This window comes from Bradyrhizobium sp. 23 (assembly GCF_023073295.1).
Lineage (GTDB): Bacteria > Pseudomonadota > Alphaproteobacteria > Rhizobiales > Xanthobacteraceae > Bradyrhizobium > Bradyrhizobium canariense_D.
Genome location: NZ_JADPJF010000158.1, coordinates 133,681 through 160,330, shown reverse-complemented (window position 1 = coordinate 160,330; position 26,650 = coordinate 133,681). Strand labels below are relative to the sequence as shown.

The 26,650-nt window shown below is 64.7% G+C and carries 22 protein-coding genes and 1 pseudogene; 10 read left to right on the top strand and 13 right to left on the bottom strand.

The genetic code is table 11. The features are described from left to right. Positions 1–330, bottom strand: a pseudogene (locus IVB32_RS41865) (autotransporter domain-containing protein); the annotation flags it as partial. Positions 331–708: 378 nt separating this feature from the next. Here IVB32_RS41865 and IVB32_RS41860 point away from each other — a divergent pair. Then, positions 709–915 carry a cold-shock protein gene (locus tag IVB32_RS41860; RefSeq protein ID WP_007591938.1) on the top strand — a complete coding sequence of 69 codons (207 nt, stop codon included), beginning with the start codon at positions 709–711 and terminating at the stop codon, positions 913–915. 96 nt (positions 916–1,011) lie between these two features. Here the strand turns inward: IVB32_RS41860 and purN are convergent, their stop codons facing one another. Both purN and purM read right to left on the bottom strand, forming a co-directional pair. After that, positions 1,012–1,665 carry a phosphoribosylglycinamide formyltransferase gene (purN, locus tag IVB32_RS41855; RefSeq protein ID WP_247368366.1) on the bottom strand — a complete coding sequence of 218 codons (654 nt, stop codon included), beginning with the start codon at positions 1,663–1,665 and terminating at the stop codon, positions 1,012–1,014. A 14-nt stretch (positions 1,666–1,679) separates the two neighbouring features. Beyond that, the gene (gene purM, locus IVB32_RS41850) at positions 1,680–2,753 is read right to left on the bottom strand and encodes a phosphoribosylformylglycinamidine cyclo-ligase (RefSeq protein ID WP_085352944.1); all 1,074 of its coding nucleotides are present in this window, start codon (positions 2,751–2,753) and stop codon (positions 1,680–1,682) included. 155 nt (positions 2,754–2,908) lie between these two features. On the opposite strand from purM, the gene IVB32_RS41845 reads away from it, so the two are divergent. The 4 genes from IVB32_RS41845 to ppx all read left to right on the top strand — a co-directional run bounded on the left by IVB32_RS41845 (position 2,909) and on the right by ppx (position 8,060). Next, complete coding sequence (locus IVB32_RS41845) at positions 2,909–3,451, top strand: CDP-alcohol phosphatidyltransferase family protein (RefSeq protein WP_026233129.1); 543 nt, start codon at positions 2,909–2,911, stop codon at positions 3,449–3,451. Between the two features lie 92 nt (positions 3,452–3,543). Then, on the top strand, positions 3,544–4,221 hold the full coding sequence (locus IVB32_RS41840) for a DnaA/Hda family protein (protein ID WP_085352943.1): 678 nt from the start codon (positions 3,544–3,546) through the stop codon (positions 4,219–4,221). A 128-nt stretch (positions 4,222–4,349) separates the two neighbouring features. Continuing rightward, positions 4,350–6,542: an RNA degradosome polyphosphate kinase gene (locus tag IVB32_RS41835; RefSeq protein WP_026233127.1), complete on the top strand. Its 2,193-nt coding sequence runs from the start codon at positions 4,350–4,352 to the stop codon at positions 6,540–6,542. 15 nt (positions 6,543–6,557) lie between these two features. Then, on the top strand, positions 6,558–8,060 hold the full coding sequence (gene ppx / locus IVB32_RS41830) for an exopolyphosphatase (RefSeq protein WP_018456273.1): 1,503 nt from the start codon (positions 6,558–6,560) through the stop codon (positions 8,058–8,060). A gap of 35 nt (positions 8,061–8,095) precedes the next feature. Here ppx and IVB32_RS41825 read toward each other — a convergent pair whose 3' ends face one another. The 3 genes from IVB32_RS41825 to IVB32_RS41815 all read right to left on the bottom strand — a co-directional run bounded on the left by IVB32_RS41825 (position 8,096) and on the right by IVB32_RS41815 (position 10,306). Further along, positions 8,096–8,956: a TerC family protein gene (locus tag IVB32_RS41825; protein WP_085352939.1), complete on the bottom strand. Its 861-nt coding sequence runs from the start codon at positions 8,954–8,956 to the stop codon at positions 8,096–8,098. Positions 8,957–9,000: 44 nt separating this feature from the next. Continuing rightward, the gene (ndk, locus tag IVB32_RS41820) at positions 9,001–9,423 is read right to left on the bottom strand and encodes a nucleoside-diphosphate kinase (protein ID WP_018456271.1); all 423 of its coding nucleotides are present in this window, start codon (positions 9,421–9,423) and stop codon (positions 9,001–9,003) included. 256 nt (positions 9,424–9,679) lie between these two features. After that, positions 9,680–10,306: a glutathione S-transferase family protein gene (locus IVB32_RS41815; RefSeq protein ID WP_085352938.1), complete on the bottom strand. Its 627-nt coding sequence runs from the start codon at positions 10,304–10,306 to the stop codon at positions 9,680–9,682. A gap of 333 nt (positions 10,307–10,639) precedes the next feature. Here IVB32_RS41815 and IVB32_RS41810 point away from each other — a divergent pair, with 333 nt between their 5' ends. From IVB32_RS41810 to IVB32_RS41800, 3 genes are all read left to right on the top strand, one after another. Further along, positions 10,640–10,894, top strand: a complete 255-nt coding sequence (locus IVB32_RS41810; RefSeq protein ID WP_247368370.1) for a sulfur globule protein precursor — start codon at positions 10,640–10,642, stop codon at positions 10,892–10,894. A gap of 217 nt (positions 10,895–11,111) precedes the next feature. Next, positions 11,112–11,285 carry a hypothetical protein gene (locus tag IVB32_RS41805; protein ID WP_007609361.1) on the top strand — a complete coding sequence of 58 codons (174 nt, stop codon included), beginning with the start codon at positions 11,112–11,114 and terminating at the stop codon, positions 11,283–11,285. A gap of 71 nt (positions 11,286–11,356) precedes the next feature. Further along, on the top strand, positions 11,357–13,219 hold the full coding sequence (locus IVB32_RS41800) for an ABC-F family ATP-binding cassette domain-containing protein (protein WP_247368374.1): 1,863 nt from the start codon (positions 11,357–11,359) through the stop codon (positions 13,217–13,219). A 159-nt stretch (positions 13,220–13,378) separates the two neighbouring features. Here the strand turns inward: IVB32_RS41800 and IVB32_RS41795 are convergent, their stop codons facing one another. The 7 genes from IVB32_RS41795 to IVB32_RS41765 all read right to left on the bottom strand — a co-directional run bounded on the left by IVB32_RS41795 (position 13,379) and on the right by IVB32_RS41765 (position 24,017). Continuing rightward, positions 13,379–14,344, bottom strand: coding sequence for a tripartite tricarboxylate transporter substrate-binding protein (locus tag IVB32_RS41795; RefSeq protein WP_085352933.1), 966 nt, complete (start codon positions 14,342–14,344; stop codon positions 13,379–13,381). 166 nt (positions 14,345–14,510) lie between these two features. Next, positions 14,511–15,965 (bottom strand): HlyD family type I secretion periplasmic adaptor subunit, encoded by a 1,455-nt coding sequence (locus tag IVB32_RS41790; protein ID WP_204511000.1) that lies wholly within the window; start codon positions 15,963–15,965, stop codon positions 14,511–14,513. Then, a complete protein-coding gene (locus IVB32_RS41785; RefSeq protein ID WP_204510999.1) occupies positions 15,952–18,084 on the bottom strand; it encodes a type I secretion system permease/ATPase in 2,133 nt (710 codons plus the stop codon). The genes IVB32_RS41790 and IVB32_RS41785 overlap by 14 nt, the downstream gene beginning before the upstream one ends. A gap of 29 nt (positions 18,085–18,113) precedes the next feature. After that, positions 18,114–20,960, bottom strand: a complete 2,847-nt coding sequence (locus IVB32_RS41780) for a calcium-binding protein (protein ID WP_247413179.1) — start codon at positions 20,958–20,960, stop codon at positions 18,114–18,116. A 440-nt stretch (positions 20,961–21,400) separates the two neighbouring features. Next, positions 21,401–21,892 carry a hypothetical protein gene (locus tag IVB32_RS41775; RefSeq protein ID WP_018459090.1) on the bottom strand — a complete coding sequence of 164 codons (492 nt, stop codon included), beginning with the start codon at positions 21,890–21,892 and terminating at the stop codon, positions 21,401–21,403. Between the two features lie 166 nt (positions 21,893–22,058). Then, on the bottom strand, positions 22,059–22,511 hold the full coding sequence (locus IVB32_RS41770; protein WP_204510997.1) for a DNA polymerase III subunit chi: 453 nt from the start codon (positions 22,509–22,511) through the stop codon (positions 22,059–22,061). 6 nt (positions 22,512–22,517) lie between these two features. Beyond that, positions 22,518–24,017 carry a leucyl aminopeptidase gene (locus tag IVB32_RS41765; RefSeq protein WP_247368383.1) on the bottom strand — a complete coding sequence of 500 codons (1,500 nt, stop codon included), beginning with the start codon at positions 24,015–24,017 and terminating at the stop codon, positions 22,518–22,520. A gap of 340 nt (positions 24,018–24,357) precedes the next feature. On the opposite strand from IVB32_RS41765, the gene lptF reads away from it, so the two are divergent. Together lptF and lptG are read left to right on the top strand one after the other, a co-directional pair. Beyond that, the gene (gene lptF / locus IVB32_RS41760) at positions 24,358–25,527 is read left to right on the top strand and encodes an LPS export ABC transporter permease LptF (protein WP_018459093.1); all 1,170 of its coding nucleotides are present in this window, start codon (positions 24,358–24,360) and stop codon (positions 25,525–25,527) included. Next, positions 25,524–26,621 (top strand): LPS export ABC transporter permease LptG, encoded by a 1,098-nt coding sequence (gene lptG / locus IVB32_RS41755; protein WP_018459094.1) that lies wholly within the window; start codon positions 25,524–25,526, stop codon positions 26,619–26,621. The genes lptF and lptG overlap by 4 nt, the downstream gene beginning before the upstream one ends. Positions 26,622–26,650: the final 29 nt, after the last annotated feature.

The window sequence follows — 26,650 nt, the reverse complement described above, 5'->3', positions numbered from 1 at the left end:
GCCGCCGCCGCCGGGATTGGTCCGAAACGCCCGGTTGACGCCGCCAGATGCCTGGTTTCCGAGCCGCTCCAGGAAATTCGAGCCGAGATTGAGCGAGCTGTTGCCGGCCGACTGGTCGTAATTGGTCGCGGTCGGCATCGGAATTGGCATCGGAATCGGCGTCGGTGACGGCGTGGGTGTCGGGGTCGGCGTGGGCGTGGGACTCTGCGCAAAGCCTGATGTCGTCGACAGTACCATGATGAGAGCAAACGCCACGGCAGCCGCGATCCAGCGGACGCGGTTCAGCCTGATCGCCTGCCGTGTCTCTGAGGGCTGCGAAATGCAGCACATGGCGACAAATCCTGAAGCAAAGGGCGGCGCGCAAAAAAGCAACAGGAGCGGCGCACGCGTGCCGCGATTTGTGCCGAACTGTTACTGAGGGTCAACCGGCTGGCGCGTCCCGGCAAAGGCATTGCTTCCGATTGTGGTTCCGCGGCCACAGGTCGCAAATTGCGGACGGGCACTCGGGTCGAAGTCTTGAAATTCGCGCGCGGCTTGCTAACGGGCGATTTTCATGTTGCAATATCGGACACAATCGGAATTGGCCGCTCGACTGTGCGTTTCGCGACATTGAGACTCAAGACTCGAACAGACTACCGGAAGCCCGTTTGTGGCGTGGCACGCGAAAAGCGGCCGCGTCGTTTTTGTATCTAGCGGAGGAGACTGAGGATGCCGCAAAAGGGCACCGTCAAATGGTTCAACCCGACCAAGGGCTATGGGTTCATCAAGCCGAACGGCAGTGACAAGGACGTCTTCGTCCACATCTCCGCCGTCGAGCGCGCCGGACTCTCGACCCTCAATGAAAATCAGGTGGTTGAATACGATCTCGTGGAGAACCGCGGCAAGGCATCCGCGGAGAACCTCAAGGTTTCCTGATTTCTCTCGCGGTCTGCGCAAGAGATCATGACGTTGCCCCCGGCTCTGCCGGGGGTTTTTGTTTGGAATGAGAAGTATTCCGAGTGCGACGGCGCTTCACCGCACCAACGGCGAAACCAGAAAATTCTCCAACGGCCCGCTGCCCGCGGTCCTGCACACATCGCCCTCGATCTGGACCTTGCCGGTCGCGAGCAGGCTCAGTGCTGCGGGATAGATGCGGTGCTCGACTTCAAGGATACGCTCCGACAGCGTGTCCGCCGTGTCGTGGTCGCTGACGGGAACCGCGCCCTGCATCACGATTGGGCCGGCGTCGGTCTCGGGGATCACGAAGTGCACCGTCGCGCCGGACAGCTTGACGCCGGCGCGCAAGGCCTGGCCGTGCGGGTCGAGACCGGGGAAGGACGGCAGCAGCGAGGGATGAATGTTGAGCATCCGCCCGTACCACGCCTTGGTGAATTCGGCCGTGAACAGGCGCATGAAGCCGCCGAGGCAAATCAGCTCGATGCCGTGCTGATCGAGTGCTGCTTGCAGCACCTTCTCGAAGCCGGCGCGGTCCTTGCCGAACGGCTTGCTTTCGATCACCAGCGTCTTCACGCCGCTCGCTTTGGCCCTTTCCAGCCCCAGCGCATCGGCCTTGTTCGAGATGACGAGCGAAATCTCCGCCGGAAAATCCGGCGCGGCCGCGCCCTTGATCAGCGCAGCCATGTTGGAGCCACGGCCGGAAATCAGGATGGCGACGCGGCGTTTCATTACAGCGCCGGTCATTACAGCGCCAGGTCGAGATGGCCGTTATAGACGACGCGGTGCTCGCCCTCGGCCGGGATCACGCTGCCGAGCTGTGCCACGGTCTCACCGGCGTCAGTGAAGATCTCCACGACCTCTTCGACCTTGTCCGGCTCGACAATCGCGATCATGCCGATCCCACAATTGAAGGTCCGCAGCATTTCGAGCTCGGCGATGCCGGCCTGCGCGGCCAGCCATTTGAACACCGGCAGCACTGGCAGGCGCGCCAGATCGATACCGACGCCGAGATGCTTCGGCAGCACGCGCGGAATGTTGTCGGTGAAGCCGCCGCCGGTGATGTGGGCAAGCCCCTTCACCGCGCCGGTCTCGCGGATCGCGCGCAGGCAGGATTTGACGTAGAGACGCGTCGGCGTCAGCAACGCGCCGCCGAGCGTCATGACGGGCGCAAACGGCGCCTGCGCCCCGAAGCCGAGGCCGGATTGTTCCACGATCTTGCGCACCAGCGAGAAACCGTTGGAGTGCACGCCCGACGAAGCGAGCCCGATCACGGCATCGCCGGCGGCGATGTCCTTGCGCGGCAAGAGCGTGCCCCGCTCCGCGGCGCCGACGGCAAAGCCGCCGAGGTCGTAGTCGCCGTCTTTGTAGAGGCCGGGCATCTCGGCCGTCTCGCCACCGATCAGGGCGCAGCCGGATTCGCGGCAGCCTTCGGCGACACCGGCGACGATCGACGCGGTCGCCTCCGGATCGAGCTTCCCGCAGGCAAAATAGTCGAGGAAGAACAGCGGCTCGGCGCCCTGCACCACGAGGTCGTTGACACTCATGGCGACGAGGTCGATGCCGATCCCGCCATGCAGGCCGGTCTCGATCGCGATCTTGACCTTGGTGCCGACGCCATCGGTCGCGGCCACCAGGATGGGATCCTTGAAACCGGCCGCCTTGAGATCGAACAGGCCGCCGAATCCGCCGATTTCGGCGTCGGCGCCGGGCCGTGCGGTGGCGCGCACCATCGGCTTGATCAGGTCGACCAAGCGGTTGCCCGCATCGATATCGACGCCTGAATCGGCGTAAGTGAGGCCGTTTTTGCGGTCGGTCATGCCCGATTTCCAGTGGGTTTGCGGCTGGTTACGTCGAATTCCGGGGACGCGCAATGGCTCGCATGGCGCGCCGCCGTATACTATGTAGAGATATCAACCGGTTCAGCCTCCAAAGGGCCGAATTCGAGGTCAGGCCGGGTGCCGGGAAGCGCCGTGTGAGTATACCGAACATCATTACTTTGGGCCGCATCATGCTGGTCCCGATCATCGTCTGGGCCATCGTGTCGAGCCAAATGGAGGTGGCGTTCGCCGTATTCCTGATCGCCGGTATCAGCGACGCGGTCGACGGCTTCCTTGCCAAGCGCTTCAACATGACGAGCGAGCTCGGCGCCTTGCTCGACCCGCTCGCCGACAAGGCGCTGCTGGTCTCGATCTACATGGCGCTCGGCATCTGGGGCGCGATTCCGCGCTGGATCGTCATCCTGGTGGTCTCGCGCGACATCATGATCGTCGCCGCCGTGATCATATCGTGGCTGTTCGACCGACCTGTGGAGATGAAGCCCTCAAAGGTATCCAAGCTCAACACTGTGGCCCAGGTGGCGTTCGCGGCGCTGGTGCTGGCCGCCCTCGCCTTCGGCTTCAAACCCGGTCCTTATGATATAATCCTGATGGGCCTCGTCACGGTCTTCACGCTCTCCTCCGTGTCGCTCTATCTTGTCGAATGGTTGCGGCACATGAGCACGATCGAGGCCAAGTGAGTTGGGAGCGGCCCCGTAAAAGGCCAACTCCCGCTCGATTAGGTCGCATCTCGTCAAACGAAGCCGGCACGCCGGCACGGAGCAAAGCAAGCGTGCCAGGCCGCGTTCATCCCCGACAGTTGGCGTTTTCGCTTCCGCATGCGGAGAGCCTGAGCCGGGACAATTTCCTCGAAGGCCCCGTCAACGCCGCCGGTCTTGCCCTCATCGACGCCTGGCCGGAATGGCCGAACCGAATCATGTGGCTGGCCGGCCCGGAAGGAAGCGGCAAGAGCCATCTCGCCGCGATCTGGGCCGAGGCTTCAGGCGCCCGCTCGACCACGGCCAATGGGCTGACCGCCGAGGCCGTCCCGGCTGCGCTCGCCACCGGCGCGCTGGTGGTCGAGGATCCCAAAGCCAGGGAATTCGACGAGCGCGCCCTGTTCCATCTGATGAATCTGGCCCGCGAGGACGGCGCCTACGTCCTCTTCACCGGACGCGAGGTGCCCGCGTCTCTCGAGATCGAGCTCGCCGACCTGCGCTCGCGGCTCCGCGCCGTCCCCGTTGTCTCGCTGCTGCCGCCCGACGACCAGCTCTTCCGCGGCCTGATCGTCAAGTTCTGCGCCGACCGCCAGCTCGCGGTGGACGAGAGCGTGGTCAGCTACCTCGCCACTCGCCTGGAGCGGTCCTCGGCCGCCGCCCGACGGGCTGTGGACCTGCTGGACAGCGAGGCCTTGCGCCTCGGCCGCCCCGTCACCCGGGCCCTGGCGGCCGAGCTGCTCCGGGATGTCTGACCAAGGCGGGTTGACGCGGCCGGGCGGCGGAACATCAATGTCATCGAAACGTCATCGCTCTAACACATGCTCCCGCGGGTTTTGCGCGTAAGTCGCAAATTGGGGCGAACTGGATGGACCGACTTCTGATGGATTCTGCGCAAGCTGTTGAAGTTAAAGAAAAAGCCCCGGAAGCCGAAGGCCCGCCGGCGATCGCATCGAGCCCCGAGCGGTTCATCAATCGCGAGCTTTCCTGGCTGCACTTCAACCGCCGCGTCCTGGAGGAATCGGTCAATCCCAGCCACCCCATGCTGGAGAGGGTGCGATTCCTGTCGATTTCAGCGAATAACCTCGACGAGTTCTTCATGGTCCGCGTCGCCGGCATCAAGGCCCAGGTGCGCGAGGGTATTGCTGAGCGCAGCCCCGACGGTCTGACCCCGTCCGAGCAGCTCGCGCTCATCAACCGGACCGTCTCGCAGCTTGCCTCCGACCAGCAGGCAATCTGGCGCGACCTGCGCGGCACGCTCGCCGACGAGGGTATCGTGCTGGTCGAGGGCAAGGAGGTCACCAAGGCGGAACGAACCTGGGTCGAGGACTACTTCCTCAGCAACGTGTTCCCGCTGCTGACGCCGCTCGCGATCGACCCGGCCCACCCCTTCCCGTTCATTCCGAGCCTCGGCTTCACCATCGCGCTCCAGCTCACGCGCGCCGCCGACGGCAAGCAGATGAACGCGCTGATCCGCATGCCCGGCAAGATCGACCGCTTCATCCGTCTGCCGGCTGACGGCAAGGTCGTCCGGCTGATCTCGCTGGAGCAGGCCACCGCGCTGTTCATCAACCGCCTGTTCCCCGGCTACAATCTTCACGGCCAGGGCGCCTTCCGCGTCCTCCGCGACTCCGAACTCGAAATCGAGGAAGAGGCCGAGGATCTCGTCCGCCTGTTCGAGACCGCGCTGAAGCGCCGCCGCCGCGGTTCGGTGATCCGACTCGAGATCGACGCCAAGATGCCGGAGCAGCTGCGCAGTTTCGTGCAGCACGCGCTGTCGACCGCCGACGACGAGGTGTTCCTGGTCGATGGCGTGCTCGCCATGAACGAGCTCTCGCAGCTCACCCGCCTTGACCGGCCCGATCTCGAATTCACCCCTTACGTGCCGCGCCATCCCGAGCGCGTGCGCGAGCAAGGCGGCGACATCTTCGCTGCGATCCGGCAGAAGGACCTCGTCGTCCATCACCCCTACGAATCCTTCGACGTCGTGGTGCAGTTTCTCCAGCAGGCGACGCGCGACCCCGACGTCGTCGCCATCAAGCAGACGCTCTACCGCACCTCCAGCAACTCGCCGATCGTGCGCGCGCTCGTGGAAGCCGCCGAAGCCGGCAAATCCGTCACCGCGCTGATCGAGCTGAAGGCCCGCTTCGACGAGGAGGCCAACATCCGCTGGGCGCGCGACCTCGAACGCGCCGGCGTGCAGGTCGTCTACGGCTTCCTCGAACTGAAGACCCACGCGAAACTCTCGATGGTGGTGCGGCGCGAGGGCGGCAGCCTCACGACCTACGTCCACACCGGCACCGGCAATTACCACCCGGTGACCGCGCGCATCTACACCGACCTCTCCTACTTCACCTCGGAGCCGACCATCGGCCGCGACGCCGCGCGCGTGTTCAACTTCATCACCGGCTACGCTGCGCCGAGCGATCTGGAAAAGATGGCGGTGTCTCCGCTGACCCTGCGCAAGCGCATCATCGAGCACATCCAGGGCGAGACCGCGCATGCGCGGCACGGCCGGCCTGCTGCGATCTGGATGAAAATGAACGCGCTGGTCGACCCCGACATCATCGACGCGCTCTACGAGGCCTCACAGGCCGGCGTGCAGGTCGAACTCGTGGTGCGCGGTATCTGCTGCCTGCGTCCCGGCATTCCCGGCTTGTCGGAGAACATCCGCGTCAAGTCGATCATCGGACGATTCCTCGAACACGGCCGAATTTACTGCTTCGGCATGGGCCAGGGCCTGCCGAGCGCGAAAGCGGCTGTGTATATCTCCTCAGCCGACATGATGCCGCGCAACCTCGACCGCCGCGTCGAGGTGCTGTGTCCGCTGCAGAATCCCACGGTGCATCAGCAGGTTCTCGAACAGATCATGGTCGCGAATCTCAAGGACAATGAACAGAGCTGGCAATTGTTGCCGGACGGGTCCTCAACGCGTATGAAGACCGCGAAGGGCGAGGAGCCTTTCAACGTCCACAACTACTTCATGACAAATCCGAGTCTGTCTGGCCGTGGTAAGTCGCTCAAGGAATCCTCGCCGCGCCGCCTCACGCGCCGTAATGAACGTCATCAATCCTGATCCGGGATCGTCGACGTGAAGCGGCCGCGCAAGCGCGGCTCGAGCGTCGCGGTCATCGACATCGGCTCCAACTCGGTCCGTCTCGTCGTCTACGAGGGACTGACGCGGAGCCTCATTCCCATCTTCAACGAGAAGACGCTGTGCGGCCTCGGGCGCGAAGTGCAGAGCACGGGACTGCTTGCGCCCGACGCCGTCGACAAGGCGCTGACCTCGCTCAAGCGCTTCCATGCGCTGTGCCGGGTCATGCAGGTCGGGCGGGTGTTTGCGATTGCGACCGCCGCCTGCCGTGATGCCTCCAACGGCGCCGACTTCATCGCGAAAGCCGAGCGCATCTGCGCGGTGAAGATCGAGATCCTGTCGGGCCCGCGCGAGGCGCGGCTGTCGGCGCTTGGCGTGATCTCCGGCATCCATCATCCTGACGGCATCGTCGGCGACCTCGGCGGCGGCTCGCTCGAACTGATCGACGTGCGCAAAAACACCGTGCGCAGCGGCGTGACGCTGCCGCTCGGCGGCCTCGCGCTGCAGGACCTCGCGCATAAATCCCTGAAACGCGCCGACCGCATCGTGCGCGAAGCGCTCGATGGGGTGCCGCAGCTCAAGGCGGGGAGCAGCCGCAGCTTCTACGCGGTCGGCGGCACCTGGCGCGCGCTTGCGCGCATCCACATCATCCAGAGCGGCTATCCGCTGCAGGTGATGCACGGCTATTCGATTTCGGCGGCCGAGGCGCTCGATTTCTCGCGTCGTCTCCGCCGGCTTGCGGCCGCCGGCATGCTCGCCGACATCGAGATCGTCGCCGATGCCCGGCGTCCGCTCCTCACCTATGCGGCGCTGGTGCTCGAGCACATCATCCGGGTGGCGAAGCCGAAGACCATCGTGTTCTCGACCTTCGGCGTGCGCGAGGGCCTGCTGCACGAGAAGCTGCCGGAGTCCGAGCGCAACAAGGACGGACTGATCTGCGCGGCCGAGGAGCTGAACCAGCTGCTGTCGCGTTCGGCAAAGCACGCCCGCGAGCTGATCGCCTGGACCGACCGCCTCGCGCGCGTGGTGAAGCTGCGCGAGACCGAAGAAGACCGCCGCCTGCGCCACGCCGCGTGCCTGCTGTCCGACATCGGGTGGCGCGTGCATCCCGACCATCGCGGCGAGCAGACGCTGAGCCTCGTCGTCAACGGTAATTTCGGCGCGATCACCCACACCGAGCGCGCCTTCGTCGGGTTGTCCGTGTTCTATCGCTATGCGGGCCTCAGCGAGGAGAACCAGCCGCCGGTCGCCATGCAGGAGCTGCTGACGCCGGCGCAGCTCGAACGCGCCCGCCTGCTGGGCGCGGCCTTCCGCGTCGCACATCTGATCTCGGCGGCGCGTCCGGGCGTCTTGCCCGCGACGCATTTCCGCAGCATGGGCCGCAAGCTGTTGCTGGTGTTCGAGCACCGCCTCGGCGATCTCGTCGCGGATCGAGTCGGCAGCCGCTTCCGCGCGCTCGCCCGCCTGATCAACCGCGCCGGCTCGATCGTCCGACGCTAGCGCTTTTCCCAAGAGATCATGCTCAAAAGATAGATCTACTCCGCCGAGGCCTTGACGTGGCGTTCGGAGGACTCCAGCGCGGCCGCGCTCATGCTGCGGCGGCGCCAGATGGAGCCGACGACCAGCACGACAACGACGCCGAGAGCTGCGCAGAGATATTCGCCGCCTCCGCCGCCATGGGCGAATTGCGGCGGGATGCGCAAGGCGCCGAGCATGTTGTCGAGCGAAGCGCCGAACGGACCGTCGAACAGCGCATGCAGCCTCGGCGCGATGCCGGGATCGGTCGCGATCACTTCGCCCGCGATCCAGCCGAGCAGCGCCGCGCCGGCCCACACCAGAACCGGCAGCTTTGCGAGCAGCGCCATGATCAGCGCCGCGCCGGCGACGATCAAGGGCACGCTGATGGCAAGACCGAGCACCAGCAAGGGCACGCTGCCATTGGCGGCCGCGGCCACCGCAATGACGTTGTCCAGGCTCATGACGATGTCGGCAACGACGACGATCTGCACGGCCTGCCACAGATGCGACGCCGACTCGACGCCGTCCTCGTCCTCTTGCTCCGGCACCAGCAGCTTGGCCGCAATCACGATCAGCGCGAGGCCGCCCACCAGCTTGAGGTACGGCAACTCCATCAGGCTCGCGACGATGCCCGTGAAGATGATCCGCAGCAGCACCGCGGCGCCCGCACCGAGGATCATGCCCCACAGCCGATGCCGCGGCTTGAGGCCGCGACAGGCAAGCGCGATCACCAGCGCATTGTCGCCGGACAAGAGGATGTTGATCCAGATGATCTTGCCGACCGCGACCCAAAAGGTCGGTTCGGCCATCTCAACGCGGAACTGGGTGAAGAATGCCCCGATCGTAGCGGGATCGAAGATCTGCCAGAGCCAGTTCACACTACGTCCTTTCGCCGCGTCTCGTTACCTTATCGGCTGACGGATCAGCCGACGATCTCGTTGCCCGAGAAGAACTGCGCGATCTCGATCGCGGCGGTCTCCGGCGCATCCGAGCCGTGCGCGGAGTTCTCGCCGATCGACTTTGCGTAGAGCTTGCGGATGGTGCCGTCAGCCGCCTTGGACGGATCGGTCGCGCCCATCACGTCGCGATACTTGGCGACGGCACCCTCGCCTTCCAGCACCTGGACGACCACGGGGCCCGACGTCATGAACTCCACGAGCTCACCGAAGAAGGGGCGCGCCTTGTGGACCGCATAGAAGGTCTCGGCCTGTTCCTTGGTCATGCGGATACGCTTCTGCGCGACGATGCGCAGGCCCGCCTTCTCGATCACGGCGTTAACCGCACCGGTGAGATTGCGCGCGGTGGCGTCGGGCTTGATGATCGAGAAGGTGCGTTCGATGGCCATGATGTTGTCCTTGAAGAGAAAACAGTGGTTCGGAGTTGCCGGGCTTATATCGGCGCCTTCGCGATACGGCAAGCGACCGCCCAAACGGGCTCGCGGGCGCTTCGCCGCAGGCCGAGGGCGAGTGTTCACCTGAACCGATACTTGTAGATGGCGGCGATCTGGGCGTCCGAAGGTCGGCGTCGGGCTTAGGGCCGCTTTCGACCCCATGACGTTGAGTGCTGACCTCTCGTGTCTCGATTCGCGGACGAAACGGGAATCAGGTGTTCACCCCTTCGTGCGAACGCTCCATGGCACGCTTGTAGGCGTCGCGGCCGGTGGTGCGGGCGAGATAGGCCTGTTCGGCGTCGCCGAGGGTGATCCCGCAGTTCCGTTGGCCCAGGTTCAGGGCGTAGGTCACCGAGATGTCGGCTGCTGTGAAAGCCTCGCCGGCAAGGTAGGACGAGTCGGCAAGCCGTTGGCTGACAAGCTTTAGCCGCTTCTGGAACGACTGCAGGCACCAGGTCGCGCCCCAGTTCTCCCGTTCGGCATCGGGCGCGATGAAGCGGCTGACGACGACGGGCATCATCAGGGTCGCGAGACCGGCTTCGCCCAGATGCAGAAATTGCTGGTAGGCGGGGAACGTGGGATCCTGCGGCGCGGGCGCCAGCGGCGTCGGCCCGTAGCGGGCCATCAGGTACTCCATGATCGCGATCGACTCGACCATGACGACGTCGCCGTCCTGGATCGCCGGGATGTAGTCAGCGGGGTTGACCGCCAGGAACTCGGGGTCCTGCTTGGCGGCCAGCATGTCCACCTGCCGCACGCGGTAGGGAAGGCCCATCTCCTCCAGCACCCATACGACCCGGATCGATCGCGAGGTCTGTCCGCCCCAAACGGTGATCACGCGAAGGCCCCTTCCTGGTGTGACTGAGGATCGACCATGGCAGACTCTATATGACCGTAGCACTCAAGGCAGACGCGAAGCTTAGCTTCCGTGGTCTCCTTCCCATCCATTGCGGACGCGTGGTGGGTCCCCCTTTCAGGGTTGGAAGTCCAACGTGGATTACAATGATTTCACCCAGATGAACCCATTCTGAAGGCCTCGTCAGGGTTTGGTTCAGCCTCGCTCGGATAACCTCGGGTCCATCGAAACCAAAGCCTCTTTCAGAGGCAGACCGTTTCGGCGGCCTTTCCATCGACGCGATAGCCCCGCGCCAACAGATTTGAGGAGATCACCATGTTGAGGAAACTTTCCCTCGCCGCCGTCGCCGCGGTTGCGCTTGGTGCCGCGCTGGCGCCGACCTCCGCCTCCGCGCACTGGCATGGTGGCGGCGGCGGCTGGCACGGCGGCGGTGGCTGGCACAACGGCCACGGCTGGGGTGGACCGCGCTTCTATGCTCCCGTCTCCTACGGCTATGGCGGCTGCTATGTGCGCCGGCTGGTCCCGACTCCCTGGGGACCCCGCTGGCGGATGATCAACCGCTGCTACTGAGCCCGACAGCACCTTTCCAAAGATACCTGAGCCCCCAAGGTACCTTCCAGGCGAAGCCCCGGCGTCCCCCAGCGCCGGGGCTTTGTATTCGGAGAGGATATTGCGCGGCTTCACACAATTTTTGCTAGAATGCCGCGCAATCGCCGCGAGTGGCGAAACCATTTGGGGGCCAAGGACTTGGTACCGTGTCGCTTCTTTGAGAACACGGAACTCTGCGATGGTTAGCCTTTTCGCCGACGATAGCGAGCAAATCGACCGGCGCACCAGCCGCTCGATCCGCGATGCGGTGGGCGAACGGCTCCAGCAGAGCCTGCGGCCCGAAGCCAGGCTGCCGACGCACCTCGAGCAACTCCTCAATGAGCTGAAGCAGCGCGAGCGCGATTCGCACTGAGTTGACAAGCACCGGCTTGCAAACACAGAAAAACGGGTTGCGTTTGATCGCGGGTGCGGTGACAAGGCCGCATGCTCTCCATCACCGACCTCTCCATCCGCCTCGCCGGACGCCTTCTGATTGACCAGAGTTCCGTGCAGATCACGCCCGGATCCCGCGTGGGCATGGTCGGTCGCAACGGCACCGGCAAATCGACCCTGTTCAAGGTGATCCGCGGCGAGTTCGCCGCTGAGCACGGCACGGTGAGCCTGCCGCCCCGCTGGCGCGTCGGCAGCCTGGCGCAGGAAGCGCCGAACGGCCCCGAGAGCCTGATCTCGGTCGTGCTCAAGGCCGACCTCGAACGCGACGCACTGCTCACCGAGGCCGAGAGCGCGACCGACCCGCACCAGATCGCCGAGATCCAGACCCGGCTGGTCGACATCGACGCGCATTCGGCGCCGAGCCGCGCCGCAGCCATCCTTTCCGGTCTCGGCTTCTCCGCCGCCGACCAGCTCCGCCCCTGCGCCGAATTCTCCGGCGGCTGGCGCATGCGCGTTGCGCTCGCCGCAACGCTGTTTGCGGCTCCCGACCTGTTGCTGCTCGACGAGCCCACCAACTATCTCGACCTCGAAGGCACGCTGTGGCTCGAGGATCACCTCGCGCATTATCCGCGCACCGTTATCGTGATCAGCCATGATCGCGATCTGCTGGAAAGCTCGGTCGACCAGATCCTGCATCTGGATCGCAGCAAGCTCACCCTTTACAAGGGCACCTACTCCTCCTTCGAGGAGCAGCGCGCCATGCGCGAGATGCTCGATGCCAAAGCGGTCAAGCGCCAGGAAGCCGAACGCGCCCGCCTGCAAGCCTTCGTCGACCGTTTCAAGGCCAAGGCCTCGAAAGCCCGCCAGGCGCAGTCCCGTGTGAAAATGCTGGAGCGGCTGAAGCCGATCACGGCGCTGGTCACCCAGGACGTACACGAGATCAGCTTTCCCGCGCCCGAGAAAATCCTGTCGCCGCCGATCATCGCCGCCGACAACGTCGTGGTCGGCTACGATCCGAACTCGCCCGTGCTGAACCGCGTCACCTTGCGCGTCGACAATGACGACCGCATCGCGCTCCTTGGTTCGAACGGTAACGGCAAGTCGACTCTCGTGAAGCTGCTCGCCGGCCGCCTCGCGCCGTTCTCGGGCAAGGTGACCCGCGCCGACAAGCTCTCGATTGCCTATTTCGCCCAGCACCAGCTCGACGAATTGAACGAGGATGCCTCGACCTACGACCACGTCCGCAAGCTTATGGGCGAGGCGCCCGAAGCCAAAGTACGCGCCCGCGCCGGTGCGATCGGCTTTTCCGGCAAGGCGGCCGATACCAAGGTCGGAAAATTGTCGGGCGGCGAGAAGGCGCGGCTCCTGCTGGGACTGGCGACCTTCTTCGGCCCCAACATGATCATCCTGGACGAGCCGACCAACCATCTCGACATCGACAGCCGCGCCGCGCTTGCGGAAGCCATCAACGAATTCTCCGGCGCCGTCATCATGGTTTCGCATGATCGCTATCTGATCGAGTCCTGCGCCGATCAACTCTGGATCGTCGCCGACCGCACCGTGACTAATTACGACGGCGACCTCGACGAATATCGCCGCCTGGTGCTGTCCGCGCGCAATGGCGAGCCCGCCCCGCGAGAGCGCAACGCCGCGAGCGAGAAGCCGCAGCGTCCGAGATCGGACAATCGCGGCTCGCTGAAGAAACGTATCGCGGAAGCTGAGACCGAGATCGCCCGCGTCAGCGCGATCATCAGCAAGATCGACACTGCGCTGGCCCTGCCCGACATCTTCACCCGCGATCCCAAGCAGGCCGCGCAACTGTCGAAAGCGCGCGCCAATGCGGCCGACGCGCTGGCGCGTGCCGAGGAGCAGTGGCTCGAGGCGAGCACGCAGTTCGACGAGGCGGCGGGTTGACGCCTCCGCGACCGGCCCGACAATAAAATCGCAAAAACAACCCCATGCACAGTACCGGTATTTTGCTACCCGGTGACTGGCTGTTGAATGGACTGTTCTTTACCGTGGTGACTTAGCCCGCTCACGCAGCGATGTCGGCACGAATTGAGCAGGAATGGCTCAGTCCGCGAATTGGCCCGCTGCCTTGATCATCGGAGCCCAACGGTCGACTTCGCTCGCGAGCATCGCGGCCAGCGCCTCCGGCGTCGCCTTCTCCTGCGGGACCGGCTCGGTATTGATGTCGTTGAACCGGGCGATCAGCGTGGAATCCCTAAGGGCGGACTGGAGCGCCGCGGTCAGCTTCTGAACGACCGCCGGCGGTGTGCCCTTGGGGGCATAGATGCCGTGCCAGACGCCAAGTTCGAACCCTTTGAGACCGGCCTCGTCGGCCGTCGGCAGATCGGGCAGGCTCTTCAGCCGCTCCTTGGTGGTGATCGCATAGGCCTTGACCTGCTTCGACATGATCGGGCCGGTGGTATTCGTCGCCTGGTCGCAGGTAAGATCGATCTGCCGGCCGAGAAGGTCGTTCATGATGGGGCCGTTGCCCTTGTAGGGCACCGCGGTGAGCTGCTTCTGGATCGCTGTCATGAACAGCATGCCGCAGAGATGCGACGCCGCGCCGAGTCCGGCATTGGCATAGGTCAACTTGTCGCCCTGCTGTTGGGCGTAGGCGACCAATTCCTTCAGCGTGTCGGCCGGAAAATCCGGACGCGCGATGATGGTCATCGGCGCATTGGTCACAAGCCCGATCGGCGCAAAGGCCGTCTTCGTGTCATAGCTGAGGTTGCGGTACAGTGTGGCGGCCGTCGAGAGGCCGACATGATGGATCAGCAGCGTGTATCCGTCGGGCTGGGCTCGCGAGGCGCGGGTCGTGGCGATGGTACCACCGGCGCCAGGCGCGTTCTCGACGACGACCTGTTGGCCAAGCGATTTCGCCATGCCGGCCGCGGTCAGGCGAGCAATCGTGTCCGTAGGTCCGCCGGCGGCGAACGGCACCAGCATGGTGACGGGCCTGATCGGATAGTCCTGGGCGAGCGCCGCGCCAAACGGCAGGACCAGAGCCGATACGAGGGCAATGAGCCGCATGCTTTCCTCCAAATTTTTTGCTTGCTCCTATGTACGCATTCCGGGCTGCGGGGCCACACCAAAATGACTTCATCAGGAGTGGCGCGCCCGCGGCATGGTGTAGCTGCCGAAAAGCCCGATTGGTTCTCAGCGCGTCTCGCGAAGCTTCGTCGGCATCATGCGGGAACTAGCGCTCGCGCATGATCTCGTGCCGGTAGCGCTGCAGCGGCGATAGCAGGTAGCTCAGGATGGTGCGCGAACCGGTCCTGATCTCGACGGTCACCGCCATTCCCGGCGACAGGCTGACGAGGCGGTCGTCCACCTGCATCTGGGTGCGATCGAGCGAGATGCGGGCGCTGTAGCTCAACTCCTGCCCGCTGGGCTCGCTGCTGTCGCGTTGTGTCGCGAGCGGACGGTCGCTCCCGCGCTCCTGCGGCCGGTCGCGGATGATGGCGTCCTGCGAGACGCTCACGACCTGGCCTGCGAGAAGCCCGTAGCGGGTGAAATTGAAAGTGTCGATTTTGATGGCAGCACCCTGCCCGGCCTCGACAAATCCGATATCGCGATTGGAGATCATCGCCTCGATCTCGAGCCGCGTATCGGTCGGCACGATTACCAGCAGCGACTGCGCGGGCGTGACCACGCCGCCCACGGTGTGGACCGCAAGCTGCTGCACGACGCCGTCGACCGGCGACGTCAGTTGCTGAAGCCTCGTCCTCTGCTGCGCCTTGATCAGATCGCGTGCGACGCCATTGGCTTTCTGTTCGCTCTTAGCCAGCTCGTCGGAGAGACTCTTCCTGTACTCGGCCAGGGCCTGGATGCGGGTCTCCCGGATCGCGGCGACGGCCGCCTCGGCCTCCTTCAAGCGGCTGCTCTGGACGCGAAGCTCCTCCTGCTGCTCGATCTGGAGCTGGAGGGTCTCATAGTAGGTCAGCTTCGAGCCGATCTCCTTCTCCATCAGCGTCTTGCGGATCTCGACACGCTGCTGGGTGATCGGCAGCAACGCATCAAGCTTGTGAATCGTCGCCGCAATCGTCTGATGTTCGGCCTCCTTCTGCGCTTCCTGACGTGCCAGCGCCGCGAGCTTGGCCCTGTTCTCGCTGACCTGATTGGCGAGGAGCTGCCGTTGCGTCGCAACCAGCATGGGATCGGCATCCTCTGGTACGACGAGATCAGCGGATACCCCTTCGCCGCCCGCCAATGCGGCGCGGAGGCGCGCGACGTTGAGCCGCTCGGCCATGAGATCGTCATGCAGACGATCGCGCTCTGCGGCGTTCACCGTCGGATCGAGCTCGATCAGCAGGTCGCCCGCCTTGACCGATTGCCCGTCCTGCACGTGAATGGCGCGCACCACGCCGGTCTCGAACGGCTGGATCACCTTGCTTCGCCCGCTCGACACGACCTTGCCGGTTGCGGAGGTCACGATGTCGATCGTGCCCCAAGCCGACCAGGCCAGCGCCGCGCAGACAAGCAGCATGAGGGCGAGGGCGATGGCGCGGCCGATCGGCGATGGCGGTGTTTCCGTGATTTCCAGCGCCGCCGGCAGGAAGGCGACTTCCTCGGCGCGCCGGCCCTTTCCATTCCGGAACGGGATCACGGTCTGCTCCGGACGAGCGGCCGGCACAGTGTTAGCCGACCTCATAAATGCCTCCCTGGAGACGATGCAGGGCGGCATAGCGGCCGCCGGTCTTGATCAGCGCATCATGCGTGCCGTCCTCGACCAGACGGCCGCGTTCCAGGGTGAAGATGCGATCGGCGCCGCGGACGGTGGACAGACGGTGCGCGATGATCAGGACGGTGCGGCCTTTCGCGATCTCCTTCATGTTGTCATGGATGATCCGCTCGCTTTCATAGTCGAGCGCGCTGGTGGCTTCGTCGAAGATCAGGATCCGGGGATTGCCCACCAGTGCGCGGGCAATCGCGATGCGCTGGCGCTGCCCGCCCGAGAGCGTCGAGCCGCGCTCGCCGACCACCGTATCGTAGCCCTCGGGGAGCTCCAGAATGAAATCATGCGCGCCCGCCAGCTTCGCCGCATCGATGATGCGATCCATCGGCAGGCTTGGATCGGCCAGCGCGATGTTGTCGCGCACCGACCGGTTGAACAGCATGTTGTCCTGGAGCACGATTCCGATCTGCCGACGGAGTCCGGCCGGGTCGGTCGTCATCAGATCCATTCCGTCGACCAGCACGCGGCCGCCTTGCGGTACATAGAGCCGCTGCACCAGCTTGGCGAAGGTGCTTTTGCCCGAACCGGACGATCCGACGATGCCGACGGTTTGTCCGGCTGGAATGTCGAATGAGACATCGTGCAGGATCTCCGGCCCATCGGGCCGGTAGCGGAAAGAGACGTGCTCGAAGCGGATGTTGCCCCGGATCGGCGGCAGCCCCGCGCGGGCCGCGGAGTAAGCAGGCTCCGCCGCGCTGTTGAGGATGTCGCCGAGCCGGGCGATCGACAGTCGCGCCTGATGAAAATCCTGCCAGACCTGCGCGAGCCGCAGCACCGGGGCCGACACCCGCCCTGCGAAGATGTTGAAGGCAACGAGCTCGCCGACGGTCAATGCGTCACCGATCACCAGTCTGGCGCCGACATAGAGAATGGCGGCGGTGACGACCTTGCTGACGAGCTGCACCAGCTGGCTAGCCGTGTTGCCGAGGCTGGTGACACCGAAGCTCGCGGCGACATAGCCTGCGAGCTGCTCTTCCCAGCGGCGCTGCATCTGCGGCTCGACCGCCATCGCCTTCAGCGTTTCGATGCCGCTGACGCTCTCGACCAGGAAGGCCTGGTTCTCGGCGCCGCGGCGGAATTTCTCGTCCAGCCTGCGGCGAAACAGCGGCGTCGCCACGGCCGAGATCGCGATGTAGAACGGGAACGATGCCAGCACGATGAAGCTCATCTGCGCCGAATAGGCGAACATCACCGCCAGGAACACCGAGGTGAAGACCAGGTCGATGAGAAGCGTCAGCGACGAGCTGGTGATGAAATTGCGGATGTTCTCGAGCTCACGGACCCGGGCCACGGAATCTCCGACGCGCCTGGCCTGAAACCACGCCATCGGCAGCGCCAGCAGGTGGTGGAACAGGCGTGCCCCGAGCTCGACGTCAATGCGGTTGGTGGTGTGCGCAAACAGGTAATTGCGCAGGATCCCGAGCACGGTGTCGAACAGGGAGACGACGACGAGGCCAATGACGAGGACGTCGAGCGTGGACAGCGAGCGGTGCACCAGCACCTTGTCGATCACGACCTGGAAGAACAACGGCGAGACCAGCGCAAAAAGCTGGATGAAGAACGAAGCCGCCAGCACCTCGCCCAGCAGCCGCCGGTATTTGCCGATCGCGCCGATGAACCAGGTGATATCGAAGTGCCGCCCGAGGTCGGACAGGCCGGCGCGCCGAACCATCAGGATCAAACCGCCGTCCCAGATCGCGCACAGCTCGTCGCGATCCATCAGTACCGGACGCTGCGCCTCCGGGGACTGCACCAGCACCTTATCGGCGGAGGCCTTTGCGATGACCATGAAGCCGCCGTCCCGCAGCATTGCGATCGCAGGCAGCGGGGTGTCCGACAGACGGCTCCACTGCGTTCGATAGGTTCGCGCTTTAAGTCCGAGAGACCTGGCGCAGCGGACGATATCCGCTGCGCCGAAGCTTGCCGCGCCCAGCCGGTGCCTGAGCTGCTCGCGATCGGCCGCAACACCTTGCAGATGCAGCAGTGTCAGCAATGCATCGAGCCCCGTATCGGTGGAGACCGCGTTCGTCGTCATGAGCGTTCTCCGGGCCGATGCAGTCGGCTTCAGGCGTGCTGCGGCGGTGCGAGCACCTGGTTCTGCATCGCGTGCGGATCGGGCAGCGGCATCTCGCCGTTCCCCTCACCTGCCGGGACGAAGCTGGCCGCCATGGCCTGGTTGAGCAGCATCGCGGCCGCGAACGCACCGCCCTGGATGACGACGTTGTTGCCGGTGCCGCCGTCGAGGACGTCGAGGCCCCCGCCGCCGATCAGCACGTTATCACCGGCACCACCCGCCAGCGTGTCTTTGCCGGGGCTGCCGATCAGCACGTCGTCGCCGTTGCCGCCATTGGCAACGAGCTGGATGCCGCCGTGCAGACCGGAGGCCGTGATGACGTCGTCGCCATCGAGACCGTTGATGACGATCCTGTCGCCCGCGCCGGCATCGGTAATGTTGATGTCCTGGCCAAGCCCCGACACCGTGATGATGCCGTCGTGCTCGGTCACCGTGATGACGTCGTTGCCGCCGGTTGCGTTGATGGTCACGGTATCCGCGGCGCCGTCATTGGCGCCGAGATCGAGGTCGACCTGGCTGACGCCGGTGCCGGAGAGGTCACCGACCGTAATGTTGTCGGCACCGCCGAGAGCATTGAAGTCGACATGTTCGACCCCGTTCAGGTCCATCGCAATGGCGGCAACATCTCGCGTGAACAGCACCCGGCCGCCATTGGCCGAGATGTTGATGTTCTCGCTGATATTGGCGCCGTTGAATGCCAGAGTGTCGGTGCCCTTCCCGCCTTCGACGGTATCGCTGCCGTCGCCGGGGTTCCAGACGAAGGTGTCGTCGCCCGCACCGAGATTGGCGAAATCGTTGCCGCGTCCGCCGTTCACAATGTCATTGCCGGCACTGCCTGTGATGGTGTCGTTGCCGTCGCCGCCATTGATGTTGAGGCGGAACAACTGTCCCGCCTTGATGGAAGACGCATCGATGACATCATTGCCTTGGCCGCCGTTGATGCCGAGCACATCACCGGCGTCCGCATGCGCAATCGTCACCTGCGCAGCGAGGCCGTTGACCACGATCGATCCGCCGGCGGTCACGACCGATATGTTGTCGTCACCGGTCGTGCCGTTCGCGGTCACGCGGTCCGCCGCGGCATCGCCGCTCTGGCTGCCGGGGCCGGCACTGAGGTCGATGGCAACCTGCGTGATTCCTGTCCCGGTCAGATCGTTGACGGTGATGTTGTCGGCGCCGCCTGCCGCCGCGATCTGCACGTGCTCGACGCCGGCGAGGTCCATGACGATAGCACCGACGTCACGGGTGAGTAGCGCACGGCTTCCGTTCGCCGAGATCGACATGGTCTCGGCCACATTGGCGCCGTTGAACACCAGCGTATCGGTTCCCGTGCCGCCTTCGACAGTGTCGCTGCCGTCACCGGGATTCCACGTGAAGATGTCGTCGCCTGCGCCGAGAAGCGCGACGTCATTGCCGCGGCCGCCGATGACCTTGTCGTTGCCGTCGCCGCCGATCAGGGTGTCGGCTCCCTGGCTGCCGGTGATGGTGTCGTTGCCCGCACCGCCGTCGATGGTCAGCCCGATCGCCGCGCCGAGCGTGGATGCATCGATCACGTCGTTGCCGCCGAGCGCCTGCACGACCAGCCGGTCGTTGCCGGCCTCTGCATTTGCGATCGTCACGACCTCCGGCAGCCCCGTGACCGTGACCGTTGTGCCCGCGGCTGTGACCTCGATGTGCTGATTGCCGTTGCTGCCGTTGACGGTCACCGTATCAGCAGCGCCGTCGCCTTGCGTCCCTCCCGGAACGGCTCCGAGATCAACCAGCACCTGCTTGACGCCGGTCCGGGTGAGGTCGCCGACGGTGATGTTGTCGGCGCCGCCACGCGCATCGAATTCGATCTGCTCGACGCTGTTGAGATCCATCGTGATGTTGGCGACATCGCGGGTGAAGCGCACCCGGCCGCCATGGGCCGAGATGTTGATGGTCTCGTTGATGTTAGCGCCATTGAAAAGCAGCTTGTCGCTGCCCGAGCCGCCCTCGACCGTGTCGCTGCCGTCACCGGGATTCCAGATGAAAGTGTCGTCGCCACTCCCGAGCTGGGCGACGTCGTTGCCGCGTCCGCCATTGACGATGTCGTCGCCGCTGCCGCCGATGATGAGGTCGTTGCCGTCGCCGCCGATGATCCGGTCGTTGCCGGCGCCGCCATCGAGCGTCAGCGAGATCAGGCTGCCGAGCCCATTGCCCGCGGTGATGACATCGTCGCCGCCGCCGCTGTGCAAGACGAGATTTTCAGTCGTGCCGATGTCGAGCGAAAACGGCGCCGCGCCCGTCCCGTCGAGCCGCACGCGGGTGCCGTTCGCCGTGATTGTGAACGTCTCGGCGGCGTTGTTTCCGTTGACCTGAGCCGTATCGTTGCCCTCACCACCTTCGAACAGGTTGGTGCCGCCGCCGGGATTCCAGATCATGACGTCGTCGCCGGCCTCGCCGAACAGCTGGTTGTCGCCGCTGCCGCCGTCCAGGACGTCGTTACCCGCTCCGCCGAACAGCAGATCGTTGCCGCCGCCGCCCTTGATCAAATCGTTGCCGGCCTGACCAAACAGGAGGTCGGCTCCCGAGCCGCCCGTGATCCTGTCATTGCCGTCGCCGCCGAAGATGTGCACCGCCGGCATCGGTCCGTGGCATTCGTCGACGGTGATCGTGTCGTCACCGCCTTGACCGAAGATGTCGATCGCGGTGGTGTTGTCGACCGTGGGTTCGCCACCAACCGTTTTCACGTGCCCGTTATCAACCAGGATGCGGCCGGACTTGTCGCGACTTATCACGAGGCCGTTATTCGCGCTGTCGCCGAAAATGATGAGTTGCCCCGTAACCGGGGAAAACACAGAGGTAATGGACATCCAAATGATCCTTCCGACCTAGCCCCTCCCTTCGACGCGTAGCATTCGCGCACATGACATTCTTGAACCGTTGCTTGAGACGCGCGTGATTATTCTGGAGATTTCCTCCAGTTTTGCTTCGGGGCAGTTTCCGACAGCGGATGCGAAGGCTTGCTCATCACGAACCGCCTGATCACGGATCACGCGTAACGCCCCCGTGATTTTCAACGCGCGCGGAAGAACGCAGCTCGAGGCAATGAAGGCACTTTGGGCGAAGGTCGGCATCCGCGATGTCGAAACTCGCGAACAAGATCGCCGGCGAGCGCGAACGGGAGAGATCACGGTTCACGCCTCGACCACCGCGATCAAGGAATGCAAAGCCGCTTGATGATGGGGATAGGAGTGCGCGGCTGATCGCATCGACAGCCGCAACCAGCTTCAGGCCAAAAGGTCGACCCGTGTTACGCCGACTTCTTCTTCGGCTTCGGCTTGGTCGCCTTCGGCATGACCGGCGCCTCCGGCGTGCCCTCGATCGAGGACAGGCGACCGGCCGTGAAGGTATAGATGCCAGCGCGCGGACCGGTCGTCCAGGTCACGACCGCAACGCGCCTGCCGGCGGCATCACCGGAGAGGTTGACGCTCGAGGGCGCGCCGATGCCGCGCACCACATCGCATTCGGTGTGGCCGAGCGCGACGGTGCCGCCCATGGGAGCCGGCGCGGTCGTCGACGCATTCGCATCAGCCGGCCCGGGCGGCGGCGCCATGCCGGCACAAGCCCCGTCGGCGCTGACCAGATCCTCGGCCCCAACCGGCTTGTCGGGGGTCAGCGGCGGCGACTCAATCGAGATGCTTTTGATGAACAGGCGGCTGGGCGTGTTGAACCACTGGGCATCCCTGGACAACAGATCGGTCCCGCCCGAACAGCCCGCAACCAGCGGGGCTACGGCCGCCAACGCAATTATGAGCGAGCTGGGAAGCTTTTGATGTCGCACGATAAACTAAAATCCCCGAGTGAAGGATCGGCCCTAAGCAATTGTAGCAACATCACTTTGCGGCACGAAGGTGACAAAAGCCATCATCACCCGAAAAGTGCAAATTATCATTAATTGCGAGCGACCGCTAATTCCGCTTCTGCCACCGGCCCCGCTCGTCAGCCTGCCAATAAGTGACATCAAATCCCCGCGCCTTGCAATCCGTCCAGGCGCTGCGGGCGAACGCAAGCGCGTCCGGATCGTCGCCGTCGAACAGCAGCACCATGCGCTCATAGGCCTGCGCGTCCTGCGGCAGCGCGGCGTTGTCGACGAGGAAGCGGACATTGGCACCGTTCGGATTGTCCTCCTCGACCGCCAGCACGATCGGCTGATCGGCAGCGTCGCTCACCCGCCATGTCGCGTGCGGCAGGAAGGAATCGTCGCGATAGGTCCACAAATGGGCGTCGAGCGCATCGGCGCGCTCCGGCGAATTCGACTGCACAACGACGCGCCAGCCGCGCTCGAGCGATTTCTCGAGAAGCGGCGGCAACACGTTCTCCACCGTCATGTTTTGCAGATGGTAGAAGAGGACTTCAGTCATCTCGGGTCATTTGCGCTCGTAGTGATCTGCGACCAGACGGTCGAGCAAGCGAACGCCATAGCCGCTTCCCCAGCTCTGGTTGATGTCGGTCTTCGGCGCGCCCATGGCGGTCCCAGCGATGTCGAGATGCGCCCAGGGCGTGCCATCCACGAAGCGCTGGAGGAACTGCGCCGCGGTGATCGAGCCGCCATGGCGGCCGCCGGTGTTCTTCATGTCGGCGAACTGGGAATCGATCAGCTTGTCGTATTCAGGGCCAAGCGGCAGGCGCCAGACCTTCTCGCCGCTCTCGATGCCGGCCGCCAGCAGCCGCTCGGCAAGCTCGTCATTGTTGGAGAACATGCCGGCATGCTCGGTGCCGAGCGCGACCACGATGGCGCCGGTCAACGTCGCCAGATCCACCATGAATTTCGGCTTGGTTTTCTTGGCGACGTACCAGAGCACATCGGCAAGCACCAGGCGGCCTTCCGCGTCGGTGTTGATGATCTCGATGGTCTGGCCCGACATCGAGGTGACGATGTCGCCTGGGCGCTGCGCGTTGCCGTCCGGCATGTTCTCGACCAGGCCGATGGCGCCGACGACGTTGACCTTGGCCTTGCGGGCCGCGAGCGCATGCATCAGGCCGACGACGCAGGCAGCGCCTCCCATGTCGCCCTTCATGTCCTCCATGCTGCCGGCCGGCTTGATCGAAATGCCGCCGGTGTCGAAGCAGACGCCCTTGCCGACGAAGGCAACCGGCGCCTCACCCTTCTTGCCCCCGTCCCAACGCATGATCACGGTGCGGCTCGGCCGCGCCGAGCCCTGGCCGACGCCGAGCAGAGCGCCCATGCCGAGCTTGTCCATGGCCTTGACGTCGAGCACCTCGATCTTGACGCCGAGCTTGCGGAGCAGGCCTGCGCGGTGCGCGAACTCCTCGGGAAAAAGCACGTTCGGCGGCTCGTTGACGAGGTCGCGCGCAATGATCACGCCGTCCACGATCGCAGCCGCCGATGTAAACGCCTTCTTCGCGGCGACCACGTCGCCGACCGCAAACGAGACGTCGGCGCGCGTGCCGCCCTCCTCGCCATCCTTCTTCCTGGTCTTGTAGCGGTCGAACTTGTAGGTGCGCAGCCGCAGGCCCGAGGCGATCGCGACCGCCTGCTCGCTGGTCATGGCGCCGCCTGGAAGTTCCGCCATGATGGTCATGGCCGCCGCCCCGGCCGGAAGCTTGCTCGCCGCCACGCCGCCGAATTTGAGGAAGTCGTTCGCCTTCAGGCCGGCCGCCTTGCCGGCACCGATCACGATCAGGCGGGTGGCCTTCACGCCTTCGGGCGCAAGGATGTCGAGCGCAGCGCCGCTTTTGCCCTTGAAGGCGGCGGCGGTGGCCGCCCGCTTCACGAGTTCGGTGGCCCCGCCGAGCGCCTTGGCGGTCGCCGGGCCGAGCTTCAGGCTGTCGTCGCAGAACACGACCATGATGCCACGGGCGGCGGCAGACAATGGAACGAAGCCGACCTTAATGGCATCGGACATGAGTAACTCCTCAAAAACATTGCGCTTTTTACCGATCGGCGGTCCCGGCCACGGGCCGGAGCTGAACGGCGATTCACTGAGCGTGCCGCACTATGGGCCACCGGCCCGGCAGATGCCAAGCACCCCCCGTGGCCGAGGGGCCACAACGAGGGAAATATTAACTATATATTGAGGGTGCCACGGGGCAGCCATTTTGTTGACGGATCAAAGGGATGGTACTGAGAGAGTAAGCCGGCGGATGAGATGGTTGGCCGACCTTGGGGATCCCCTTGCGGGGATTGGTTGGACAGCCGGAATTCCGGCCGGCATTGGGGACTTGGTGGGATTCGTGCGGTAGCGCATGGGGTCAATCGATAGGTATATCTTCCGCACGACGCTCGCGTCGTTTGCGCTGGTCCTGGTCAGCCTCACGGGCGTGATCTGGATTACGCAAGCGTTGCGCGGCATCGACCTGATGACGAGCCAGGGTCAGACCATCCTGACTTTCCTCGGGATCACCAGCCTCGTCGTGCCCGCGCTGGTCCTGATCATCTCGCCGATCGCGCTGATGATCGCGATCTCGCATACGCTGAACAAGCTCGCGACCGATTCCGAGATCATCGTGATGAATGCCGCCGGCTTCTCGCCATTCCGGCTGTTCTATCCGTTCTTCTACGCCACCTGCGTGGTGGCGCTGCTGGTCGCCTTCATCGCGGCCTATCTCGCTCCCGACGGCATGCGGCGGATCAAGCAGTGGGACGCCGAGATCACCGCCGACGTGCTCACCAACATCCTGCAGCCCGGCCGCTTCGCCCAGCTCGACAAGAACCTGACGATCCGGATTCGCGAACGCCAGCCCGGCGGCATCCTCGCCGGCATCTTCATCGACGACCGCCGCGATCCGAACGAGCGGGTCTCGATCGTCGCCGAGCACGGCGAAGTCGTGAAGAACGAGACCGGATCGTTCCTGGTGCTGGAGACTGGCAATCTCCAGCGCTTCGAGGCCGGCAAGCGCGATCCCGCGCTGGTGGCGTTCGGCCGCTACGGCTTCGACATGTCCAAGTTCTCGGGCCAGGGCCGCGACGTCACCCTCGGCATCCGCGAGCGTTATCTCTGGGAGTTGCTCTCGCCGTCCGAGGACGATCCCGTCTACAAGCAGATTCCCGGCCAGTTCCGCTCGGCCCTGCATGACAGCCTGCTGGCGCCGATCTATCCCTTCGCCTTTGCCGTGCTGACCTTCGCGTTTCTGGGTGCGCCTCGCACCACGCGCCAGAGCCGCAATTTCTCGATCGGCTCCTCGATCCTCGCCGTGTTCGGCCTGCGCATGGCCGGCTTCGCCTGCTCGGTGATGGCGGTGAAATCGCCGGGCGCGGTGCTGGTCCAATATGCCATGGTCATTGGTGCCATCGGCGTCGGGCTGGCGATCATCATTGGCGGCCTTGTGGTCGAACCGCCGCCGCGCCTCATGGAGGCCATCAACAGGTCGAACGCGCGCATCGCGCGGCTGTTCGGACGGCCGGCCACCGCATGAGCATGCTCACCAACACACTCGGGCGCTATTTCGCCGGCCGTTTCGTGGTCGCGGCGCTCGGCGTGTTCGCCGGCATTTTCCTGCTGCTGGTGCTGGTCGATTACATCGAGATGGTGCGAAAGACCTCAGGGCTCGCATCCGCCTCCGCAGTCATGGTGGCCGAGACCTCGCTGTTCCGCGTGCCGCAGCTTTTGGAGAAGCTGACGCCGTTCTGCATGCTGATCGGCGCCATGACCTGCTATCTCGCCCTCTCCCGCCGGCTCGAGCTCGTCGTCGCGCGCGCCGCCGGCGTCTCCGCATGGCAATTCATCTCGCCGGCGCTCGGCAGCGCGCTCCTGATCGGCGTGATCGCCACCGTCGCCTACAATCCGATGTCGGCCAATCTGCGCGAGCTGTCCAAGCGTATGGAAGCCGAGCTGTTCGGCTCGGCGCCCGGCGGCGGCATTCAGGACGCCTCCGGCTTCTGGCTCAACCAGAAGACCAGCGACGGCGAGACGATCATCAATGCGGCGCGCAGCGAGCAGCAGGGTATCCGGCTCACCGGACTCACGCTGTTCCGGTTTGACACAGAGCAGCACTTTAAGGAACGGGTCGAGGCGCGCGAGGCGACGCTCGAGGCCGGCCGTTGGCTGTTCAAGGGCGTCCGCCGCTTCTCGCTGGATTCGCCGCCGGTCGATCAGGCCAGCCTGGAGATTCCGACCACGCTGACCGAGGCCCAGGTCCGCAACAGCTTTTCCACACCCGAGACTGTGTCCTTTTGGCAACTACCGAGCTACATCCGCTCATCCGAAAGCTCGGGCTTCGCGACAGCCGGATACCGACTCCAGTATCAGAAGCTTCTGGCACAGCCGTTTTTGCTTGCAGCCATGGTGATGCTCGCGGCCTCCGTGTCGTTGCGCTTCTTCCGGATGGGCGGCGTGCAGAAGATGGTTTTGAGTGGCGTGGGCGCAGGCTTTCTGCTCTACGTTCTGTCGAAAGTGACTGAAGATTTGAGCAAGGCTGAGTTGATGCATCCGATCGCTGCGGCGTGGTTGCCCGTGGTGGTGGGCGGCCTCACCGGCTTTTTGGCCTTGCTGTATCAGGAGGACGGATAGTGACGGCCGTCCACCGAGGGCCCGTGTCT

Coding starts and splice junctions, on each gene's coding strand:
- IVB32_RS41790 (WP_204511000.1), bottom strand. CDS start 15,965: ATGAGGTCGGCTAACACTGTGCCGGCCGCTCGTCCGGAGCAGACCGTG.
- lptF (WP_018459093.1), top strand. CDS start 24,358: ATGGGGTCAATCGATAGGTATATCTTCCGCACGACGCTCGCGTCGTTT.
- IVB32_RS41835 (WP_026233127.1), top strand. CDS start 4,350: ATGGATTCTGCGCAAGCTGTTGAAGTTAAAGAAAAAGCCCCGGAAGCC.
- IVB32_RS41860 (WP_007591938.1), top strand. CDS start 709: ATGCCGCAAAAGGGCACCGTCAAATGGTTCAACCCGACCAAGGGCTAT.
- ndk (WP_018456271.1), bottom strand. CDS start 9,423: ATGGCCATCGAACGCACCTTCTCGATCATCAAGCCCGACGCCACCGCG.
- IVB32_RS41770 (WP_204510997.1), bottom strand. CDS start 22,511: ATGACTGAAGTCCTCTTCTACCATCTGCAAAACATGACGGTGGAGAAC.
- purM (WP_085352944.1), bottom strand. CDS start 2,753: ATGACCGACCGCAAAAACGGCCTCACTTACGCCGATTCAGGCGTCGAT.
- IVB32_RS41800 (WP_247368374.1), top strand. CDS start 11,357: ATGCTCTCCATCACCGACCTCTCCATCCGCCTCGCCGGACGCCTTCTG.
- lptG (WP_018459094.1), top strand. CDS start 25,524: ATGAGCATGCTCACCAACACACTCGGGCGCTATTTCGCCGGCCGTTTC.
- IVB32_RS41795 (WP_085352933.1), bottom strand. CDS start 14,344: ATGCGGCTCATTGCCCTCGTATCGGCTCTGGTCCTGCCGTTTGGCGCG.
- purN (WP_247368366.1), bottom strand. CDS start 1,665: ATGAAACGCCGCGTCGCCATCCTGATTTCCGGCCGTGGCTCCAACATG.
- IVB32_RS41780 (WP_247413179.1), bottom strand. CDS start 20,960: ATGTCCATTACCTCTGTGTTTTCCCCGGTTACGGGGCAACTCATCATT.
- IVB32_RS41805 (WP_007609361.1), top strand. CDS start 11,112: ATGGTTAGCCTTTTCGCCGACGATAGCGAGCAAATCGACCGGCGCACC.
- IVB32_RS41810 (WP_247368370.1), top strand. CDS start 10,640: ATGTTGAGGAAACTTTCCCTCGCCGCCGTCGCCGCGGTTGCGCTTGGT.
- IVB32_RS41765 (WP_247368383.1), bottom strand. CDS start 24,017: ATGTCCGATGCCATTAAGGTCGGCTTCGTTCCATTGTCTGCCGCCGCC.
- IVB32_RS41785 (WP_204510999.1), bottom strand. CDS start 18,084: ATGACGACGAACGCGGTCTCCACCGATACGGGGCTCGATGCATTGCTG.